We start from the raw sequence: 20,027 nt of genomic DNA on the forward strand, positions 1-20,027 counted from the left end.
TCGTGGTCCGGACCGGGGCCGGACCGCGTGGCGAATCTGCGTCGCTGGCGTCTCTCTCACGCCCGCGCGCGTGCGCCGGCTTTATAACCCGACGGCGATTAGCGACGGTAAGTTCCTATGTCAGAGCAGAGCGAATACGGAGCCGGCCAAATACAGGTCCTCGAAGGCCTACAGGCCGTCCGTAAGCGACCGGCGATGTACATCGGGTCCACGGACGGTCGAGGGCTCCACCACCTCGTCTACGAGGTCGTCGACAACTCCATCGACGAGGCCCTCGCGGGCCACTGCGAGGAGATCGAGGTGCGGATCCGCGACGACGGTTCCGTCTCCGTCAGCGACGACGGGCGGGGAATTCCGGTCGACACCCACGAGGAGTACGACCGGCCCGCGCTGGAGGTCATCCTGACCGTCCTCCACGCCGGCGGGAAGTTCGACTCCAAGTCGTACCAGGTCTCCGGCGGCCTCCACGGCGTCGGCGTCAGCGTCGTCAACGCGCTCTCCGAGCGGCTGGAGGTCGAGGTCAGACGCGACGGCGGCGTCTTCCGTCACGAGTTCGCACGGGGCGAACCGGCCGAGGACGGATTCGAGCGCGTCCGCGATATGGGACCGGACGAGTCGACCGGGACGGAGATCCGTTTCTGGCCCGACGAGGAGATATTCGAGACGACCGAGTTCCAGACCTCGACGCTCGCGAACCGGCTCCGCGAGCTGGCGTTCCTCAACTCCGGCGTCGAGATCCGCCTTGTCGACGACCGCGACGACACCGAGGAGACGTTCAAGTACGACGGCGGCATCCGGGAGTTCGTCGCGTACCTCAACGAGACGCGCTCGCCGATCCACGAGGAGGTCATCTACTTCGAGGACGAGACCGACGGCGTCCACGTCGAGGTCGCGATGCAGGCGACCGAGGAGCTCCAGGGCTCCGTCCACGCGTTCGCGAACAACATCAACACCCGGGAGGGCGGCACCCACCTCACCGGGTTCAAGACCGCCCTCACCCGGACGGTCAACGACTACGCCAACGAGCACGGACTCGTCGACGACCTCGACGCCAACCTCAAGGGCGAGGACGTCCGTGAGGGGCTCACGGCCGTCGTCTCGGTGAAACACCCCGACCCGCAGTTCGAGGGGCAGACGAAGACGAAGCTCGGCAACAGCGAGGTCCGCGGCGTGGTCGAGTCCGCCACCCACGAGAAGCTCGGCACCTTCTTCGAGGAGAATCCGGACACCGCCGAGAAGGTCGTCCATAAGGCCGCCGAGGCCGCCAGAGCGCGGAAGGCCGCGAAGAAGGCCGAGGAGCTCACCCGCCGGAAGTCGGCGCTGGAGTCGACCGCGCTCCCCGGCAAGCTGGCGGACTGCCAGACCCGCGACCCCACCGAGGCGGAGCTGTTCGTCGTCGAGGGCGACTCCGCGGGCGGCTCGGCAAAACAGGGCCGCAACCGCGAGAATCAGGCGATCCTCCCGCTGAAGGGGAAGATCCTCAACGTCGAGAAACACCGCCTCGACCGCATCTTGGAGAACGACGAGATCCGCGCGCTGATCACCGCGATCGGTGCGGGGATCGGAGAAGAATTCGACATCGAAGATGTCAGATATAATAAAATAATTCTCATGACGGATGCGGATGTCGACGGAGCCCACATCAGAACGCTCCTTCTCACGCTCCTCTACCGCCACATGAAGCCCCTCTTGGAGGCCGGCTACGTGTACGCGGCCCAGCCGCCCCTCTATCGCGTCCGCTACCGCGGCGAGACGTACGACGCGATGACCGAGGAAGAACGCGACCGCATCGTCGAGGAGGAGTGCGACGGTAACCCCACCCAGGTCCAGCGGTTCAAGGGCCTCGGCGAGATGAACCCCGAGCAGCTGTGGGACACCACGATGGACCCGGAGAACCGCCGCCTCAAGCGGATCAACATCGACGACGCGGCCGCCGCCGACCGGATGTTCAACGTGCTGATGGGTGACGCGGTCGAGCCGCGGAAACAGTTCATCAAGGAGCACGCGACCGACGCGGAGTGGGTGGACATATGAGCTCGGAGACGCCGGACGCCGACCCGGGCGACGTGCGCGCCGCGCAGGTGACGAACGCCCGCATCGAGGACGAGATGGAGCAGTCGTACATCGACTACGCGATGTCGGTCATCGCGGGCCGCGCGCTCCCGGACGTGCGAGACGGGCTCAAACCCGTCCACCGCCGCATCCTCTTCGCGATGAACGAGGCGGGCGTGACGAGCAACTCCGCGCACCGCAAGTCCTCGTCAGTCGTCGGCGAGACGATGGGTGACTACCACCCGCACGGCGACAGCGCCATCTACGACACGCTCGCGCGGATGGCGCAGGACTTCTCGATGCGCTACCCGCTCGTCGACGGGCAGGGGAACTTCGGTTCCGTCGACGGCGACCCGCCGGCCGCGATGCGGTACACGGAGGCCCGGATGGCCCCCATCGCGGAGGAGCTCATGGCCGACATCGAGCGCGACACCGTCGACTTCCAGGCGAACTACGACGATCGCCTGGAGGAGCCGGAGGTGTTGCCCGCGGCGTTCCCCAACCTGCTCGTCAACGGTTCGTCGGGCATCGCCGTCGGGATGTCGACGAACGTCCCGCCGCACAACCTCGGCGAGGTGATAGACGCCACCGTCGAGCTCATTCAGACCCCGGACGCGACCGTCGAAGACCTGATGGAACACGTCAAGGGGCCGGACTTCCCGACCGGCGCGAACATCGTCGGCCGGAACGCGGTCCACAAGGCGTACAAAACGGGTCGCGGACGGGTTCGCGTCCGCGCCGAGTTCGAAGTGATGGAGGAGGAGGGCCGGATCGTCATCTCGGAACTCCCCTTCCAGCAGAACAAGTCGCGGCTCGTCGAGCGGATCGCGGAGGACGTCAACGAGGGCGCGATCGAGGGGATCCGCGACCTCCGCGACGAGTCCGACCGCGACGGGATCCGGATCGTCGTCGAGCTCAAGCGCGACGCGATGGCCGAGGTCGTCAAGAACCAGCTGCTCGAGAGCCACCTCGAGCGGACGTTCGGCGTCATCAACCTCGCCTTAGTCGACGGCTCGCCGCAGGTGTTAGACCTCAAGCAGACGCTCGAACACTACGTCGACCACCGCCGCGAAGTGGTCCGGCGGCGCTCCGAGCACGAGCTCGCGGAGCGCGAGGACCGAGCGCACATCCTCGAAGGGCGCCTGAAGGCGCTCGACAACGTCGACAGCGTCGTCGAGACGATCCAGGACTCCGACGACCGCGACGCCGCGAAGGCCGCGCTGGAGTCGACGTTCGACTTCACCGAGGCGCAGGCGGCCCACATCGTCCGGATGCAGCTCGGCTCGCTCACCTCGATGGAGACGGCCGAGATCGAGGAGGAGTACGAGGAGGTGAACGCGCGGATCGAGCGGCTGGAGACCATCCTCTCTGACCCCGACGAGCTCGACCAGGTGATCGTCGACGAGCTCCGAGAAATCAAAGCGGAGTACGACGACGAGCGCCGCACGAGCTTCATCGAGGACGTCGGGGACGTGACCCACGAGGACCTCATCCCCGAGGAGGAGTGCGTCGTCGTGATGAGCGAGGACGACTACATCAAGCGGATGCCGCTCGACGAGTTCCGCGCGCAGAACCGCGGCGGCAAGGGGATCATCGGCACCGGACTCAAGGAGGGCGACCGCGTCTCCTCCGTGTTCGCGGCCAACTCCCACGACTACCTCCTCGTGTTCACGAACCACGGGCAGATCTACGAGCTGAAGACCTACGAGATCCCGGAGATGTCACGCACGGCGCGCGGGAAGTCCGCGGTCAACCTCCTCGACCTCGACGACGGCGAGGAGATCGAGTCGGTGGTCAACACCGATGACCTCGACGACGACGAGTTCCTCACCATGGTCACCCGCGACGGCTACGTCAAGCGGACCGCGGTCGACGAGTTCGGCAACATCCGGTCGACCGGGATCCGCGCGATCCGGCTGGAGGACGGCGACGAGCTCGTCGACGTGGAAGTGACCGACGGCGACCGCGACATCGTCATCGGCAGCCGGCACGGGATGGCGATCCGCTTCGACGAGTCGGACGCCCGCGCGATGGGTCGCACGGCCCGCGGCGTGATCGGGATCGACCTCCGCGAGGACGACGCCGTCGCCGGCGTCGCCGCCATCGACGACGCGTACCACAACTGGGTGCTCACGGTCACCGAGAACGGCTACGGGAAGCGCTCGGACCTCGACGAGTACCGCCCGCAGTCGCGGAACGGGAAGGGGCTCGTCGACATCAAGACCGGCGACCGCAACGGCGAGGCCGTCGCCATCGAGGCGGTCACCCACGGCGACCACCTCGTCGCGATGAGCGCCGACGGCCAGATCATGCGGACCCGCGTCGAGGAGATATCCACGGTGAGCCGCAACACGAAGGGTGTCATCGTGATGAACCTCGAACCCGACGACGAGGTCGCCTCCGTCGACATCGTCCCCGAGTCGGTCCACGCCGCCCCGGACGGAGACGAGGCCGCCGAGACGGACGACTCGGCGTAGCCGTCCCCGACGGCCCGATCCTCGACGGCGTCGACGACCGCGAGTCGCGTGTGCGGGGTTGAAGTTCCGACGCGACGAGCGACCGGCATGAAACGACGCACGCTCCTCACCGCGAGCGCCGGAACGGTCGCCGTCGCGGCCGCCGGCTGTCTCGGCTCCGACCCCGACCCGAGCCGCCTCGACCTGACGGTCCGCAACGACGGCGACGCCCCCGTCGACGTGGAGGTGACCGTCACGGGCGACGACGGAACGACGTACGAGGAGACGTCCGACCGCGTCGACGCCGGCGTCGCCCGGGCGTTCGAGGTCACCGTCGGCGCGACGGGGCGCCACGAGGTCGCGGTGACGGGCGCCGACTGGGAGGGACGGCTCGCGTGGGACGCGGGCACCTGCGCGTTGTACGACGGGCGGGTGACGGTCGACGCCGAGACCGTCGCGGTCGCGGGCGAGTGCGTCGACCCCCGGTAGGTCTCTCAGGAAAATTACTTACTGTCGCCGCGAAAATCACCGGCCGAGATGGACGAGTACGAGGGGATAGACGAGGTCGTACACGAACCGAGCGAGGCGTTCGCCGAGTCGACGAACGTCGCCGCGTTCATGCGCGAGTACGGGATCGACGACTACGAGGAACTGATCGAGCGCACCACATCGACGGTCGACGGCGAGCCCGCGTCCGGCGTCGACTGGTTCTGGGACGAGATCGTCGACTACCTCGACATCGAGTTTTACACGGACTACGAGGCGGTCCGGGACAGCGCGGAGCGACGCTCCGCGGGCAACCGGACGCAGTCCGGTGACGACGCCGACGGCCCGCAGTTCTCCGACTGGTACCCGGGCGGCGAGATCAACGTCGCGCACAACGTCGTCGACCGCCACGCAGCCGTCGACTCGCCGAACCGGAACCGGGTCGCGCTGATCTGGGAGGGCGAACCGGGCGACGTCCGCGAGGTCACCTTCCACGAGCTCCGACGACAGACAGATCGCGTCGCCAACTACCTGACGGAGGCCGGGATCGAGACCGGCGACACGGTCGGGCTGTACATGCCGATGGTGCCGGAGGTCGTCGCGATCCTCTACGGCTGCCTGAAGGTCGGCGCGATCGCGGTGCCGATCTTCTCCGGGTTCGGCCGCGAGGCGACCGCGACGCGGATCGACGACGCGGAGCCCTCGGTACTCTTCACCGGCGACGGCTTCTACCGCCGGGGGGACGAGGTCCGGCTGAAGGCGACCGCGGACGAGGCGATCGCGGACGCCGGCCACGTCGAGGAGGTGGTCGTGTACGACCGGCTCGGGGCGACGCCCGCCGGGGGCGGCGACGACGGCGGCGGCGAGGCCGACCCGAGCGACGGCGCCGACGCAGACCCCGTCCCCTGGGACGGCGATCGCGACCGGACGTGGGACGAGGCGGTCGGCTCGCAGCCGGCCGACTACGAGACCAAACACCTGCCGAGCGACCAGGAGTCCATGCTGCTGTACTCCTCGGGGACCACCGGCGAGCCCAAGGGGATCGTCCACACCCACGCGGGCGTCCTCACGCAGTGCGCGAAGGAGATCCACTTCGGCTTCGACCAGAAGCCCGCCGACCGGTTCTTCTGGGTCTCCGACATCGGCTGGATGATGGGTCCGTGGACGCTGATCGGCAACCACGCGTTCGGCGGGACGGTGGTGATGTACGAGGGCGCGCCGGACCACCCCGAGCCGGACCGCTTCTGGGAGCTGATCGACCGGCACGGAATCACGCAGTTCGGCATCTCCCCGACCGCGATCCGCGCGCTCCGCAAGCAAGGAGATGAGTGGGTCGAAGACCACGACCTCTCCTCGCTCCGGATCCTCGGCTCGACGGGCGAGCCGTGGGACCCCGAGTCGTGGCGCTGGTTCTACGACGCGGTCGGCGGCGGCGACTGCCCGATCATCAACATCTCCGGCGGGACGGAGATCTGCGGCTGCTTCCTGATGCCGATGCCGAACCAGCCGCTGAAGCCCTGTACGCTCGGCGGCCCCGGGCTCGGGATGGACGTCGACATCGTCGACGAGACGGGCGAGTCGGTGACGGAGTCGGGCGAGCGCGGCTACCTCGTCGCGCGCGACTCCTGCCCGTCGATGACGAAGTCGCTCTGGTCGGGCGACGAGCGCTACCTCGACGAGTACTGGTCGACGTGGGACGACCTGTGGGACCACGGCGACTTCGCGCAGAAGGACGAGGACGGCTTCTGGTTCCTCCACGGCCGCGCCGACGACGCCCTCAACGTCGCGGGCCGGAAGGTCGGGCCGGCGGAGATCGAGGGCGTCCTCATCGACCACGACGCCGTCAACCAGGCGGCCGCGGTCGGCGTCCCCGACGACACCACCGGGACCGCGGTCGTCGCGTACGTCGTCCTCGAACCGGGCGTCGAGCCGGGCGACGACCTTCGCGAGGAGCTGCGGGCCCTGGTCGGCGAGGAACACGGCAAGCCCTTCCGGCCGCGCGAGCTGCTGTTCGTCGACGCGTTCCCCAAGACGCAGTCCGGGAAGATCATCCGGCGCGCGATCGAGTCGGTGTACGTCGGCGAGGATCCGGGGGACCTCTCGTCGATGGAGAACCCAGAGGCCCTCGACGCGCTCCGCGACCCGGCCTGAGCGCGACCGGTCCCACGGCGATCCGTCCGGCGAGCGCCTCAGGCGGTCGCGTCCGCGACCGCCTCCTCGACCGCGTCGTAGTCCGGCTCCTGCCCGGCGTCGTCCGCGAGCCAGCGGTAGGTCACGACGCCGTCGGCGTCGATCACGAAGACGGCGCGCTGCGCGACCGTCTCCACGCCGTAGTGTTCGAACTCCTCGATCACGTCGTACGCCTCGATCGCGCGGTGGTCGGGGTCGCCGACCAAGGCGAACGGGAGGTCGTACTGCGCGCGGTACGCCCCGAGCGCGTGTGGCAGATCGGTGCTCACGCCGAACAGGGTACAGTCGTCGCGGTCGAACTCGTCGCGCAGCGCCTCCATCTCGTCGGTACAGGTGTTCGAGAAGGCGGCGGGGAAGAAGGCGAGCACGACCGGCTCGTCGCCGAGGCGGTCGGAGAGGTCGAACGGCGCGATGTCGCCGTCCACGAGCGATCCGGTGAAGCCGGGCGCGTCGTCGCCGATGTCTGGCATATCGGATCGTCGTCGGCCGAGCGTATCACCGTTTCGGCGGCGGAGCCCGGCCGGAACCCCGATCCTCCGAACCGCGTCACCGAACGACGGACGGCGGCGCGGTCGGCGTTGGGGGGAATCAAGTGCGCCGCCGACGAACGCTCGCGCATGTCAGGCCCTCCACGCCGCCCGACCCGCCGACGGATGGCACTGTTCGCGGCGACCGCCTCGCTGACGGCGCTGTCCGGGTGTCTCGCGGACGACTCCGGAGACGGCGCCCGCCAGGAGACGGCGCTTCGGCTCGACGAGGCGTCGCCCGTGGGCGTCTCGAACGAGTTCAGCACCCCTGTCGACGCCGTCGACCACGCCGGACGGGCGGCCGTCCGGACCGCGGTCGACGGCGGTGAGGCGACCGTCAGCGGCTACTACGCGCCGGGCGTCTCGGCGCCGTACGTCGTCACCGACGACGCCGAGTACTACCGCGTCCGGACCGAGACGGTCCACTCCGTCCCGGCGACGGGCTACGCGTACACGGTCGCCGTCGACTCCGTCGACTCCTTCCTCCTCGGTCCGCCGTCGAGCGTCCCCTTCGCGGACCTCCCGGAGCACGACCGCGACGCCGTCCGCGACGCGATCGGGAACGCGTCGCTCGTCCACGCACCGCATTATCCGCCGTTCGAGGTCACCTTCGCGTACGCGTCCGCCGAGCGACGGGAGCGCTCGCGGTTCGTCCCGGGGAACGACGGGCAGCGGGTCGAGTGGGACGGCGAACTGCTCCGGTTCGCGTTCGACGGAGAGCGGTCGGCCGAGATCCCGACCGTCGCCGTTCGCGCCGACCGCGTCGCCTCGTCGCAGGGGGGCTTCCGCCGCGCAGTCGGGGAGGCGCGCGGCCGATCCGTCGAGGGCCTGACCCCGGACCAGCGTGCGATCCTCGACGCGACGATCGAGTCGGAGTACGCGGAGGTCGCGCCGCACTCGGACGCGTTCGCGGCCGTCATCGACGCGCTCTCGACGGACGAGGGCGTCGCCCCGCTCGTCCGCTACGACGGTGAGTGGTACTTCGCACACCTCGATCGACCGGACTGACTCGGTCGGCTCGCGCGCCGACCGCGGCGATCCGGCGAGGCAAAAAGACTATAATCGCCACAGGGTTACTGCGAGACAGACATGGTAACTGCGACACCACTGATCGGCGGCATTCCGGCGGGGCCGGAGCTCCTCATCATCCTGCTCGTGTTGGTCCTGCTGTTCGGGGCGAACAAGATTCCGAAGCTCGCTCGGTCGACCGGCCAGGCGATGGGAGAGTTCAAGAAGGGCCGCGAACAGGTCGAAGAGGAACTGAAAGACATGCAGGAGAGCGAGACGGCGGACTCGACGCTCGACGACGAGGACGACGACCTCGACGACCTCGAGACCGAGACCGACAAGGAAACCAGCGCGTAAGCCGCCCCGCCGCCGACCGATCTCCGCCGTCCCGTTTTCTTCACCCCTTCTGGGCGCGTGGCCTAGCGGACAGGGCGAGAGGTTCCTAACCTCTCGATCGCGGGTTCGAATCCCGCCGTGCCCGCTACCTGCGAACGAAGTGAGCAGTAGCGGGCCGAGGATTCGAACCACGCGAGACGAACAAAGTGAGTCTCGCCACCGGGTTCGAATCCCGTCGCGCCCGTGACCGAACGTAGTGAGGGAACGGGCGCGACTGGCTCCACGCTCGCTTCGCTCGCTCACGTGGATCCCGCCGCGCCCGCTATCTGCGAGCGGAGTGACTGAGGTTCGAAGCCAGTCGCGCCCGTCGGCGGCGAAACCAGTTCGGGGAGGTTACTCCGTAACCCGTTCGAGAACGATCCGGTCGTCGAATCGTCCGCGTCGCTCGGCCTTCTCGGACCGGAGTTCCTCCAGTTGCTCGGCCGTGAGCCCGTCGAGTTCGCGGAGCGCGTGGACGACCTCCAACACGTCGGCCAGTTCCTCCGGGTCGCGGCTCTCCCGGTACTCCGCCGTCTCCTCGGCTAACTTCTCGGCGAGGCGATCCGCGAACTCGTCCTCGTCGGCGACGTGCGTCCGCGGCCGCTCCCCGTCCGCCTCGATGATCCCCGGGATCTCGTCTCGTACCAGCTTGTCGTATTCGCCGGCCATGTCGGTCGATCGGCGCCAACCCATTTGGCTTCAGGGGGCGTTCGAACCTCTCAGTCCGTGTCCTCTCCCAGCCGCCGGAACGAGCGCGACGCGAGCGCGACGGAGCCGACCGCGATGGCGAGCGTCGCGCCCGCGAGCAGCGCGCCCGGCTCGTACAACAGCGGCGGGTGGTAGCCGAACCCGTAGTCGACGACGACGTTGACGACGCCGAGCGCCAGCGCCGCCGCGAGCGCCCCGCGCGTCGTGCGGCCGAACGCGGGGAACAGCAGCGCGAGCCCGACGAACAACAGGTGCGTGCCGATCACGCCCCAGTAGTAGATCCAGGCGTCGGGCGCGGCGACGTACCGGCCGAACGCGAGGTTGAGCGAGACCAACGGCCAGACGCCGAACTGGATCAGCCAGACGAACGCGAGCGTGTGGAGGTACGCCAGTCCCAGCGACGCGGGAGCGTCCGCGGAGACGTCGCCGCCGCGCCGAACGGTCGCCACGAGGGTCGCGAGGACGGCGCCGCCGAGCGCGACCGCGACCGCCGAGTCCGCGTACAGCGGCCAGAGGAATCGCGGCACCGCGCCGGCGGTCGGCGCGTAGTACCCGACCCCCACCGCGAGCATGAAGACCGTGAATCCGCAGACCGCGGCGAGGCTCCGAGGCGTCCCGAGCAGCTCCTCGGCGATCGCCGCCCGGACCCGCTTCCTGACTACGGGCCGTCGGAGCTGCCGAACTCGTCGGAACCGTTCGGAACGTGACACGGCCGCCGGTCGGAGCGCGAGGACCTAAAATCCGCCTGTCCCGGTCGATTATCAATCGCGGTGTTTTGCGAGACACCTTTTTCAACGGATGAGGAGTCATCACGACTATGACCGACGAGGACGCCGAGCGTTCCGCCCCCCGATCCGAACCCGCGGGGGAGCGCTCGCCGTCCGATGCGTCCGCCGAGGAGAGGGCGGCGGACTCCGGCGGAGCGGAAGACGAGATAGAAGCGGAAGGCGAGACAGAAGCGGAAGACGGGACAGAGGCGGAAGGCGAGACAGAGGCGGAGGACGGAGAGGGGATACCAGGCGAGACGCGGAGGGAGGAAGCGGACGCGACGGACGAAGAGACGCCGGTGACGGCGGAGGCGGAAGCGGATGCGGAGGCGGAAGCGGATGCGGAGGCGGAACCGGTAGATCAGACGGGGTCCGGCGATTCGGACGAGCCGACGTTCGAACCCTCGGAGTTCGGCGCGAGAGACGGACCGACCGAGGGCGGACCGGTCGTCACCGACAGATACAGTTGGCGGTCGCTGCTCGCGGAGTACGGCCGAGCGGACGCCGCGGAGCGCGTGTACGCCGACGTACCGGACGTGCCGGTGGTTCCGGCCGACGCGGTCGCCCGCCACCTCCCGAACGGCGTCGACGAGGTGGTCCGGGCCGCCGGCGTCGACGAACCCTTCGAGGCCGACGGGGAGACCGCCGTTCCCGGTCACGGCACTCCCGATCGGGGCACGCTCGTCGTCGGTCCCGACGCCGTCGTTCTCGACGGCGCCGCCGTCGTGCCGACCGGCGAGCGACGGGCGTCGCCGCCGGCACCCGTCGCCGCCGGAGACGCCGACGGCAGTGAAGTCGACGACGGAGCGGGCGCCGACGTCGAGGGCGACTCCTCGGCGGCAGAACCCGACGAGGCAGGGGCGGCCCCCGACGATGACGACGGGCCGAGAGACGCCGGCGATTCCGCCGATTCCGCCGATTCCGCCGACAGCGTGGATTCCGCCGACGCCGCGGATCTCCGTCCGGATACCGTTTTCACCGGTCCGGTCGGTCGCGGCGGCGTCTCCGGGGTCGTCGTCGCTCCCGGGGACGGCGTCGAGTCGGTGCCGTCGCGCGCGCCGACCCCGGAGGAGTGGGACCGAGTCGACTTCGATCCGGCGGCACTCCTCGGGTTCGACCCGGACGAGATCGGCTACCGGTTCCGCGCCGCCGCCGCGGTCGGCGACGTCCTCTGGGACCGGTGCGCGGCCCGGTACGACCCCTACTCGGTCCCGGTGTTGAAGGGGTACTACACGTGGGACGACTACCGCGAGGAGTTCTTCCTCGACGAGGACGGGAATCCGCCGACCGAGGAGAACGAAGAGGGGGAGGCGGTGCCGCTCGAGTTCACCCACGAGGACAAGACGGAGGCGCTCGGATTCGATCCGGACCGGACCGAGGAGCTGCTCGGGGCGGGCGGGGGCGCCGCGGCCGACCTCGCCGACCTCGTCGAGGAGCGAACCGTGAACGTCAATCCCGAGGTCGACGAGGACGCGTTCTTCTCGACCGGGGAGGGTCGGACCACCCTGACGAACCGGTACGACCTCGAGAAGGCGGTGCCGATGCCGAAGAAGACGCACTTCCGCGAGGAGGAGCGCTACTGGGTGAACAAGCCGTACGCGTTCGTCATCGTCTTCCGGTCGACGAAGGAGAACGAGGCGAAGTACTACGCCGTCCAGCCGTACCGCACGGAGATCGAAACGGACCTGACGGAGTTCCTCACCGGGAAGCTCCGCACGTCGATCAAGTACGCCGACGAGTCGATCGCGGGCGGCGACGAGGCGTTCCGCGAGGAGGTGATCGTCGAGGAGACGCGCTCGCTGCTCGACCGCTACGGGCTCTACGAGGACGACGGCGACGATCGCGGGCTCGCGGACACGCTGGTCGACCGGTTCGGCATCGACCCGACGGAGGGCATCGCGGGACGGATCGCGGAGTCGCTGGGGTACGAACCACCGATCGAGTCGCCGTCCGACCCGCCGTCGATCAGCGCCCGCCCGGAGCCGGCCGTCCTCGCGGAGGACGCCCGGACGCTCTCCGCACACCAGGTCGAGAAGCTGCTGTACTACCTCAAGCGCGACTTCATCGGCTACGAGCGGATCGACCCGATCAAGTACGACATCAACGTCGAGGACATCTCTTGTGACGGGTACAACTCCCCCGTCTTCGTCTACCACTCGGAGTACGAGCAGATCATCACGAACATCCACCACGGCACCGACGAGCTCGACGACTTCGTCGTGAAGCTCGCCCAGCGCTCCGGGAAGGGGATCTCGAAGCGCAGACCGCAGGTGGACGCCACGCTCCCGGACGGCTCGCGCGCCCAGCTCACGCTCGGCCGCGAGGTGTCCGACCACGGGACCAACTACACGATCCGGCAGTTCAACGACGTCCCGTTCACCCCCATCGACCTGATCAACTGGAAGACGTTCTCGCTCGACGAGATGGCCTTCCTGTGGCTCTCGATCGAGAACCACAAGAGCCTGATCTTCGCGGGGGGCACCGCCTCCGGGAAGACGACGAGCCTGAACGCCGTCTCCCTGTTTATCCCCTCGAACGCGAAGATCGTTTCCATCGAGGACACCCGCGAGGTGGAGCTCCCGCAGCGCAACTGGATCGCCTCCGTCACGCGCCCCTCGTTCTCCGACGACGACAAGGGCGACATCGACGAGTTCGACCTGCTTGAGGCCGCGCTCCGCCAGCGTCCCGACTACATCGTGATGGGCGAGATCCGCGGCGAGGAAGGGCGGACCGCCTTCCAGGTGATGTCGACGGGCCACACCACCTACACGACGTTCCACGCCGACTCGGTCGGCGAGGTGCTCAAGCGGTTCACCACCGACCCGATCAACGTCTCGAAGACGATGTTCACGGCGCTCGATTTAGTCTCCATCCAGACGTCGACCCGCGTTCAGGGGAAGAAGGTGCGCCGGAACAAGTCGATCACCGAGATCAACCACTACGACGCCGAGAACGACGAGATCAACGTTCAAGACGTGTTCCAGTGGCAGGCGGAGACGGACGAGTTCCTCCAGATGGGCGACTCGAACACCCTCGAGGACATCATGTTCGACCGCGGCTGGAGTCGGGCCATCCTCGACGAGGAGCTCCGCAAGCGTCGGGTGGTGTTGGCGTACCTCATCGACCGCGGGTTCAACAGCTACGCGCAGGTGGCGGCGACGTTCCAGGCGTTCATCAACGACCCGGAGACGGTGCTGGCGCTGATGGCCAACGACGAACTGGAGCGGTCGCTTGAGGACCTCCGCGAGATGGAGTCGGTGCTGATCAACGTCGACCGCGAGAAGGAGGCGCTGGTCCCCCGTCCGAAGCCGGACGAGGAGGGCAAAAGAGAGGCGAAGGAGATACTCGAATCCGCCGACGACCTCTTCGAGACGTACCGCGGCGAAGTGCCGGACTCCGTCGCGAACGCCCTCCTCGAGATGGACCGCGTCCCCGATGTCGAAGCCCGTCCGACGGACGACCGCGAGGCCCTCGCCGAGACGGCGCGGGAGGCGGACGCCGCCGAGCCGGACGCGATCGACGCGGACGCGGGCGACGCGGACGCCGCCGAGTCGGACGCGGCCGAAGCGGACGCGATCGACGCGGGTGAGACCGACTCCGGCCCTTCGGCCGCCCCGTCGCCCGGTCCCGCGCACGGTGATTTCGAGGGGGTTTCCGAGGCGGTCCCGGCGGGCGACGGCTCCGGCGAGGGCATCGACTTCGACGAATCGTTCGACGAGGGGGTCGACGTCCTCTCGTCGCCCGCGGGACCGCCCGATCGGAGCGCGACGCCGGACGTGAGCGAGGGGTTCAGCGCCGGCGGCCCCGTCGCGAGCGACGCGCCCGACGAAACCGACGGCGACGAGTCGAGCGCCATCGACGACGGGGAGAGAGACCGCGTCGACGACGCGGGCGCTGACGGAGATGGAGACACGGAGGCCGACGACGAGGACACGGGCGCGAGCGACGGCGGTTTCGACGACGAATCGAGCGACGACATCGACGACTGGGGGTTCGACGCCGTCGAACCCGAGGAGGACGACTGACGCGATGTCGGTCGCGAGGGCCGAGCCGTGAGCCTCGACCTGGACGCGGGCGAGAGCGGCGTCGACGCGAACGTCCTCGCCGGGCTCTGTTACCCGGTGTTCGAGCGACTGTTCGACGCCGACGGCGACTTCGTCGGAGACGTCGAGCGCAAACTCGTAGAAGCGCGGATGCCCGATCAGGTCGAGATGTACGTCTCGCTGGCGCTCGCCGTCGGACTCTCGGTCGGCGGCGCGCTGTGGGCGCTCGGGACGGCGGTCGGCTACGGGGTGTTCTCGCTCGGGCTGATCGACCCGTCGACGCTCTCGCTCGGCGTGCCGGCGCCGACGCCTGCGGTCCAGGAGCTGCTCCGCTCGCTCGTCGTCCCGACAGCGGTGCTTCTCAGCGGGCTCGTCTTCGGATCGATCGGGTTCGCGGTCGGGTTCGGCGGGGTCGTCGCGGTCCCGTACTCGCGGGCCTCGGCGCGGAAACGGGAGATCAACCTCCTGCTCGCGGACTCCGTCTCGTTCATGTACGCGCTCTCCGTCGGCGGGCTCAACCAGCTCGAAATCCTTCGCGCGATGGCGACCGCGGAGGACACCTACGGCGAGGTGTCCCGCGAGTTCCAGAGCATCGTCAACGAGACGGAGTACTTCGGCACCGACTACCGCAACGCGATCCGCCAGCAGTCGATGGAGACGCCCTCGGACGAGCTTTCCCAGTTCCTCTCCGACATGCTCTCTATCGTTAACTCCGGCGGCGACATGGAGGGCTTCCTGAAGGACAAAAAGGAGAAACACCTCCGCACGTCGAAACAGGAGCGCGAGATGACCTTGGAGACGCTGGAGCTGTTCGGCGAGATGTACATGACGCTCTCCTTGTTCCCCTTGCTTCTCATCATCATCCTCGTCATCATGGGAATGATGGGCGAGGCCGACGACCGGCTGTTGTACGCGACGGTGTACGTCCTCATCCCGCTGGTCGGCGTCGGCTTCCTCGTGTTGGTCTCGACCGTGAAACAGGACGACCCGGGCGACGGCTTCCTCCAGCCCGACGGCGGGAGCGAGCGGCTCCGACAGACGAGCAAAGAGGGGCTGCTCCACTTCGGGCTCGTCGAGGCGTTCGTCGGGACGTCCGGCGTCTTCGACCGCATCCGCGACCGCGAAGGGACCCACAAGACGGTGGAGATCCTCTCCGCGCCGCACCTCTTCCTCCGCGAGAACCCTCCGTACACGCTCGCGTTGACCGTTCCCGCGTCGCTCGCGATCGTCGGCGTCGCGGTCGCGTCCGGCTCGGCGCCGACGACGTTCGAGGGGTGGGTCGCCCGTCCGGTGTGGTCGGCGTTCGTGTGGGTGTACGTCCCGGTGTACGTCGTACTGATCCCCCTCGGGTTCTTCTACGAATGGCACCAGCGCTCGCGTCGGGCGGTGACCGGGAAGCTCTCCGATACGCTTCGGAAGCTCTCGTCCGCGAACGACACCGGGCAGACGCTGCTCGAGTCCGTGCGCACGGTCTCGGAGACGTCGACCGGGAAGCTCGCCGAGGAGTTCGAGGTTATCCACGCGAAGGTGAACTACGGGATGAGTCTTCGCGACGCCCTCGTGGAGTTCAACAACGCCTACGCGGTCCCGCGGCTCGCCCGGACCGTGAAGCTGATCACCGAGGCGCAGGAGGCGTCCTCGCAGATCACGGACGTGTTGACGACCGCCGCACAGGCCTCGGAGAACCAGGACGACATCGAGCGCGAGCGCAAGTCCCGGACCCGGATGCAGGTGGCGATCATCGTGATGACGTACGTCACGCTGCTCGGCGTGATGGCCATCCTCCAGACGCAGTTCATCGCCGTGATGGGCGACCTGGTGAGCCAGAGCGACGGCGGGGGCGGGGCGGGCTTCGGTGGCGGCGGCGGCGTCGACCCGGACGTCCTCTCGATGCTGTTCTTCCACGCGGTGACGATTCAGGCGATCCTCTCGGGCTTCATCAGCGGCTACATCCGCGACGCGGAGCTGATCTCCGGCGTCAAGTTCGCCGTGATCCTGATGACGCTGGCGCTGGGGGTGTGGATCTATGTCGGGTGACCGCGGGCAGACGGTCCTCGACTTCGTCGTCGGGATGTCCGTGTTCCTCGTCGCGGTCGGGTTCACCTTCTCGTTCGTCCCGTCGCTGTTGGAGCCGTACGCCGTCGGCGAGGGAGCGACCGTCATCGTGGCCGAGCGCGGCGCCGCGCGGCTGGCGGAGTCGTCGCTCGCCGGCGGCGGGTCGGCCGCGACGCTGTCGCACGCCTGTACGCTCGCGTTCTTCGACGGGACCGATCCGGAGACGGCCGCCGACGAGTCGGACTGTACCTGGACGGCGAACGCGAACGACCTGCACGCCGAACTCGGCGTCGACGACCGCCGGGGACTCAACCTCACCGTCACGCGACGCGGGGCCGTCGGGACGCTCGACCCCGACGGCGCCGCGGTCGCGATGCGCGCCGGGCCGGCGCCGCCGCGGAGCGAGAGCGTCTCGTCCGCCAGTCGCATCGTCACGATCGACGACCCCGAGGACCGGCGGGGGCCCGAGACCTACCGGCTCACGCTGCGGGTGTGGTGAGATGTTCGTCGAACACTTCCCCGACGACCGGGGGCAGGCGCACACGCTGGAAGCGTTCACCGCATCGTTGCTGTTGGTCACCGGGCTCATCTTCGCGACGCAGGCGACGGCCGTGACGCCGCTCTCGGCCAGCACGTCGAACCAGCACGTCGAGAACCAGGCGGCGATCGCGGCCCAGGACCTGCTTTCGACGGCAGACGCGAGCGGCGACCTCGAGGCGGCGCTGTTGTACTACGAAGACGGGAGCGGGTTCGTCGGCGCGGACGACGGGGGCACCTACGCGGGCGTGCCGCCCGACTCGCACCCGCTCCACGACCCGCTGACGGAGGCGTTCGGCGACCGACAGATCGCGTTCGACATCGACGTGTACTACCCGGAGGAGGGGGGCAACGAGACGGGCGACACCGCGATGGTCGACATGGGGTCGCCCAGCGACAACGCGGCCACCGCGAGCGTCCGCGTGGCCCTGTACGGCGACGATCGGTTCGGCGTCGACGACGGGTACACGCTCGCGGAGAACGGCTCCGCGTCGTACTTCGCGCCCCCGGTCACCGGGGGGTCGCCGGAGGTCCTGTACACGGTCGTGGAGGTGAGGATCACCGCATGGCAGATGTGAACTCTCCCCGCGGTCGCGGCCGAGCGAGCGAGGACGAGGACCGCGCCCAGATCATCCTGATCACCGGGCTGACGCTCGCCGTCCTCTTCGTCGCGGTCGTGCTCCTGTTGAACACCGTCATCTACACGCAGAACCTCGCGACGCGCGGCGCCGACGCCGGCGGGGCGGAGGCGATCGAGTTCCGCGAGGGCGTGGTCGACGATCTCGCCGGGATCATGTATCGCGAACACCGGAACCGGAGCAGCCCCGACGGCGTGGTCGACGACTTCGCCGCGAGCGCGGCGACGTACGCCCGGACGGTCGGGGACTTGCGCGCGCGAGACGGGGTGATAGCGGACGTATCGGTGAATCGCTCGACCGTCGAGACGGGCTACTTCGTCGCCCAGAACGAGAGCGACACCGGGTTCCGAAACATGACGTCACCCGGCGGCTCGGCCACCGACTGGACGGTCGTGAGCGGCGTCAACCGCACGCGAAACTATCGGTTGACAGTTGACTCCGCGACCCTCTCCGACGACGCGGGCGACGCGTTCACGATCGTGGCCGACGGCGCGGGTGAGAACTGGTCGGTAACGCTGTCGAACGGCTCGGCCGACGCAATCGACGTGCGAGTACGGAACGCGACAAGCGACCCTCCCCCGAAGACGTTCTCTCACGAGGGCGGGAACGTCACGATCGACCTGACCGCCGGCACGGTCGCCGGTCAGCAGCTTCCGGGACCCGTCTGGGCCGGGGGCGTCCAGAGCGACGACGAACCGTACGACGCGTACGACATTCGCTACGAGAACGGCGACAACGCGACTGGAACGTACAGCTTCGTGGTCGATAGCGGGACCTCCACTCTCGACGGCTCCTCGCGGCCGTACGTCGTCGAGGGGATCTACAGCGTCGAGGTCGAGGTCCTCCACCGGACACCGGAACTGACCTACCGCGACGTGGTCCGGCTCGCGCCGGGTGAGCGCGATGCGTGACGGGTCGGAGGGTTCCGACCGCGCCGTGTCGGTCACCGTCGGCTACGTCATGACGCTCGCGATCTCGACGCTCTTGCTCTCGGGGCTGTTCGTCGCGGGCGGGTCGTTCGTCGAGACGCAGCGCGAACGCGCGGCGCAGGGTGAGCTCACGGTCGTCGGCGAGCGGATCGCCGCCGACGTCGGCACCGTCGACCGGCTCGCAGCGAGCGCGTCGTCGCGGGAGGAACTCACGGTCAACCGGTCGCTGACGCTTCCGAACAGGGCGGCCGGAACCGGCTATCGGATCCGCGTGACCGCGAGCGGCACCGAGGGGACGATCGCGCTCGAAAGCGGGCAGACCGACGCGAGCGTCGCGGTCCCGTTCCGCACGAGCGAGGGCGTCGCGGTCCGCAACGTGACCGTCGACGGCGGCGACCTCCTGATATTCTGGGACCCGGACGCCGGCCCGAACGGCTCCGTGGTGGTGAGCGAGCGATGACGCCGCTCGACCGCGGCGACGGGTTCCGCTCGGCCGACCGCGGCGTCAGCGAGACCGTCGGGTTCGTGCTGGTGTTCGCGCTGATCACGTCCACCATCGCCGTGACGTTCACCGTCGGGCTCGGCGGGCTGGAGGACGCCCGGCTCGCCGAGCGCGACGACAACGTCGAGCGCGCGTTCGACGTCCTCCACGACAATCTTAACGACCTCAGCCAGGACGGCGTCCCGAGCCGGGCGACGGAACTCCGACTCGGCGGTGGCGAGCTCGCGTTCGAATCGGCGTCCGAGTTCCGACTCAACGGCAGCGGCATGGAGGGCCCGGTCACCGAACGGGGATCGCTCACGTATCGCGGCGCCGGCGACACCCGCATCGTCTACGAGAACGGCGCGGTGTTCCGGATGCAAGGCGACAACGGCGTCATGATCAGAGAGCCCGACCTGCTCGTCGGCGAGACGATCGTCTACTCACTGTACGGGCTCTCCGGTCCGCCGCAGACGGCGAGCGGCGAGCGAACGGTTCTCGTCGTCGGGGAGCGCACGGCCCGAGCGGTCGCCGTCGACGACCGGACCGCCGCCGCGAACGTCACGCTGACTATTAACTCCACGCAGGCGACCGTCTGGGAGCGTTACTACCGCGACCTCGCGGCCGACCACGACCGGATCTCGGTGACGACGAACGGACCGTCGGACCTCGCCGTAACGTTTGTCGCCGACCGCTACGACCGGTTCGTCCTCCATCGGACCGTCGCGCGCGTCGAGTTCTCCGACTGAGCCGATGAAGCCGAGCGAGACGGGTT

General features: G+C 68.8%; 16 protein-coding genes and 1 tRNA gene. 14 read left to right on the forward strand and 3 right to left on the reverse strand.

The window, feature by feature from the left end; all coding sequences use genetic code 11:
• Positions 1-117: 117 nt before the first annotated feature.
• The 4 genes from gyrB (at position 118) to EXE45_RS00865 (ending at position 7,145) form a co-directional block, all read left to right on the forward strand.
• Positions 118-2,034, forward strand: a complete 1,917-nt coding sequence (gene gyrB / locus EXE45_RS00850; RefSeq protein WP_092922746.1) for a DNA topoisomerase (ATP-hydrolyzing) subunit B — start codon at positions 118-120, stop codon at positions 2,032-2,034.
• Entirely contained in the window at positions 2,031-4,529 is a 2,499-nt protein-coding gene (gene gyrA / locus EXE45_RS00855; protein WP_092922743.1) for a DNA gyrase subunit A, read from the forward strand. The genes gyrB and gyrA overlap by 4 nt, the downstream gene beginning before the upstream one ends.
• A gap of 87 nt (positions 4,530-4,616) precedes the next feature.
• Positions 4,617-4,997, forward strand: coding sequence for a hypothetical protein (locus EXE45_RS00860; protein WP_092922740.1), 381 nt, complete (start codon positions 4,617-4,619; stop codon positions 4,995-4,997).
• 48 nt (positions 4,998-5,045) lie between these two features.
• Entirely contained in the window at positions 5,046-7,145 is a 2,100-nt protein-coding gene (locus EXE45_RS00865; RefSeq protein ID WP_092922737.1) for an AMP-binding protein, read from the forward strand.
• A gap of 38 nt (positions 7,146-7,183) precedes the next feature.
• On the opposite strand, the gene EXE45_RS00870 is transcribed toward EXE45_RS00865, so the two are convergent.
• On the reverse strand, positions 7,184-7,654 hold the full coding sequence (locus EXE45_RS00870) for a redoxin domain-containing protein (protein WP_092922734.1): 471 nt from the start codon (positions 7,652-7,654) through the stop codon (positions 7,184-7,186).
• A 183-nt stretch (positions 7,655-7,837) separates the two neighbouring features.
• Between EXE45_RS00870 and EXE45_RS00875 the strand changes: the two genes are divergently transcribed.
• The 3 genes from EXE45_RS00875 to EXE45_RS00885 all read left to right on the forward strand — a co-directional run bounded on the left by EXE45_RS00875 (position 7,838) and on the right by EXE45_RS00885 (position 9,200).
• A complete protein-coding gene (locus tag EXE45_RS00875) occupies positions 7,838-8,719 on the forward strand; it encodes a hypothetical protein (protein ID WP_241989406.1) in 882 nt (293 codons plus the stop codon).
• A gap of 81 nt (positions 8,720-8,800) precedes the next feature.
• On the forward strand, positions 8,801-9,076 hold the full coding sequence (locus EXE45_RS00880; RefSeq protein ID WP_092922728.1) for a twin-arginine translocase TatA/TatE family subunit: 276 nt from the start codon (positions 8,801-8,803) through the stop codon (positions 9,074-9,076).
• 51 nt (positions 9,077-9,127) lie between these two features.
• Positions 9,128-9,200 (forward strand) — tRNA-Arg (locus tag EXE45_RS00885).
• 248 nt (positions 9,201-9,448) lie between these two features.
• Here the strand turns inward: EXE45_RS00885 and EXE45_RS00890 are convergent.
• On the reverse strand, positions 9,449-9,763 hold the full coding sequence (locus EXE45_RS00890; RefSeq protein WP_092922725.1) for a nucleoside triphosphate pyrophosphohydrolase: 315 nt from the start codon (positions 9,761-9,763) through the stop codon (positions 9,449-9,451).
• 50 nt (positions 9,764-9,813) lie between these two features.
• On the reverse strand, positions 9,814-10,512 hold the full coding sequence (locus EXE45_RS00895) for a DUF1405 domain-containing protein (protein WP_092922722.1): 699 nt from the start codon (positions 10,510-10,512) through the stop codon (positions 9,814-9,816).
• A 107-nt stretch (positions 10,513-10,619) separates the two neighbouring features.
• On the opposite strand from EXE45_RS00895, the gene EXE45_RS00900 reads away from it, so the two are divergent.
• From EXE45_RS00900 to EXE45_RS00930, 7 genes are read left to right on the forward strand one after another with little or no spacing between them, the layout of a single operon-like run.
• Positions 10,620-14,594 carry a type II/IV secretion system ATPase subunit gene (locus EXE45_RS00900; RefSeq protein WP_137693271.1) on the forward strand — a complete coding sequence of 1,325 codons (3,975 nt, stop codon included), beginning with the start codon at positions 10,620-10,622 and terminating at the stop codon, positions 14,592-14,594.
• 27 nt (positions 14,595-14,621) lie between these two features.
• Entirely contained in the window at positions 14,622-16,649 is a 2,028-nt protein-coding gene (locus EXE45_RS00905; protein WP_137693272.1) for a type II secretion system F family protein, read from the forward strand.
• On the forward strand, positions 16,639-17,166 hold the full coding sequence (locus tag EXE45_RS00910; RefSeq protein ID WP_092922713.1) for a hypothetical protein: 528 nt from the start codon (positions 16,639-16,641) through the stop codon (positions 17,164-17,166). The genes EXE45_RS00905 and EXE45_RS00910 overlap by 11 nt, the downstream gene beginning before the upstream one ends.
• A gap of 1 nt (position 17,167) precedes the next feature.
• Positions 17,168-17,782 carry a hypothetical protein gene (locus EXE45_RS00915; RefSeq protein WP_137693273.1) on the forward strand — a complete coding sequence of 205 codons (615 nt, stop codon included), beginning with the start codon at positions 17,168-17,170 and terminating at the stop codon, positions 17,780-17,782.
• The gene (locus EXE45_RS00920; RefSeq protein WP_199233580.1) at positions 17,770-18,753 is read left to right on the forward strand and encodes a hypothetical protein; all 984 of its coding nucleotides are present in this window, start codon (positions 17,770-17,772) and stop codon (positions 18,751-18,753) included. Before EXE45_RS00915 ends, EXE45_RS00920 begins: the two co-directional genes overlap by 13 nt.
• A complete protein-coding gene (locus tag EXE45_RS00925) occupies positions 18,746-19,231 on the forward strand; it encodes a hypothetical protein (protein WP_092922704.1) in 486 nt (161 codons plus the stop codon). The genes EXE45_RS00920 and EXE45_RS00925 overlap by 8 nt, the downstream gene beginning before the upstream one ends.
• Complete coding sequence (locus tag EXE45_RS00930; RefSeq protein ID WP_092922701.1) at positions 19,228-20,001, forward strand: hypothetical protein; 774 nt, start codon at positions 19,228-19,230, stop codon at positions 19,999-20,001. The genes EXE45_RS00925 and EXE45_RS00930 overlap by 4 nt, the downstream gene beginning before the upstream one ends.
• Positions 20,002-20,027 lie beyond the last annotated feature (26 nt).

This window comes from Halorubrum sp. SP9 (assembly GCF_005435015.1).
Taxonomy (GTDB): Archaea; Halobacteriota; Halobacteria; order Halobacteriales; family Haloferacaceae; genus Halorubrum; species Halorubrum sodomense.

Coding starts and splice junctions, on each gene's coding strand:
- gyrB (WP_092922746.1), top strand. CDS start 118: ATGTCAGAGCAGAGCGAATACGGAGCCGGCCAAATACAGGTCCTCGAA.
- gyrA (WP_092922743.1), top strand. CDS start 2,031: ATGAGCTCGGAGACGCCGGACGCCGACCCGGGCGACGTGCGCGCCGCG.
- EXE45_RS00860 (WP_092922740.1), top strand. CDS start 4,617: ATGAAACGACGCACGCTCCTCACCGCGAGCGCCGGAACGGTCGCCGTC.
- EXE45_RS00865 (WP_092922737.1), top strand. CDS start 5,046: ATGGACGAGTACGAGGGGATAGACGAGGTCGTACACGAACCGAGCGAG.
- EXE45_RS00870 (WP_092922734.1), bottom strand. CDS start 7,654: ATGCCAGACATCGGCGACGACGCGCCCGGCTTCACCGGATCGCTCGTG.
- EXE45_RS00875 (WP_241989406.1), top strand. CDS start 7,838: ATGGCACTGTTCGCGGCGACCGCCTCGCTGACGGCGCTGTCCGGGTGT.
- EXE45_RS00880 (WP_092922728.1), top strand. CDS start 8,801: ATGGTAACTGCGACACCACTGATCGGCGGCATTCCGGCGGGGCCGGAG.
- EXE45_RS00890 (WP_092922725.1), bottom strand. CDS start 9,763: ATGGCCGGCGAATACGACAAGCTGGTACGAGACGAGATCCCGGGGATC.
- EXE45_RS00900 (WP_137693271.1), top strand. CDS start 10,620: ATGACCGACGAGGACGCCGAGCGTTCCGCCCCCCGATCCGAACCCGCG.
- EXE45_RS00910 (WP_092922713.1), top strand. CDS start 16,639: ATGTCGGGTGACCGCGGGCAGACGGTCCTCGACTTCGTCGTCGGGATG.
- EXE45_RS00915 (WP_137693273.1), top strand. CDS start 17,168: ATGTTCGTCGAACACTTCCCCGACGACCGGGGGCAGGCGCACACGCTG.
- EXE45_RS00920 (WP_199233580.1), top strand. CDS start 17,770: ATGGCAGATGTGAACTCTCCCCGCGGTCGCGGCCGAGCGAGCGAGGAC.
- EXE45_RS00925 (WP_092922704.1), top strand. CDS start 18,746: ATGCGTGACGGGTCGGAGGGTTCCGACCGCGCCGTGTCGGTCACCGTC.
- EXE45_RS00930 (WP_092922701.1), top strand. CDS start 19,228: ATGACGCCGCTCGACCGCGGCGACGGGTTCCGCTCGGCCGACCGCGGC.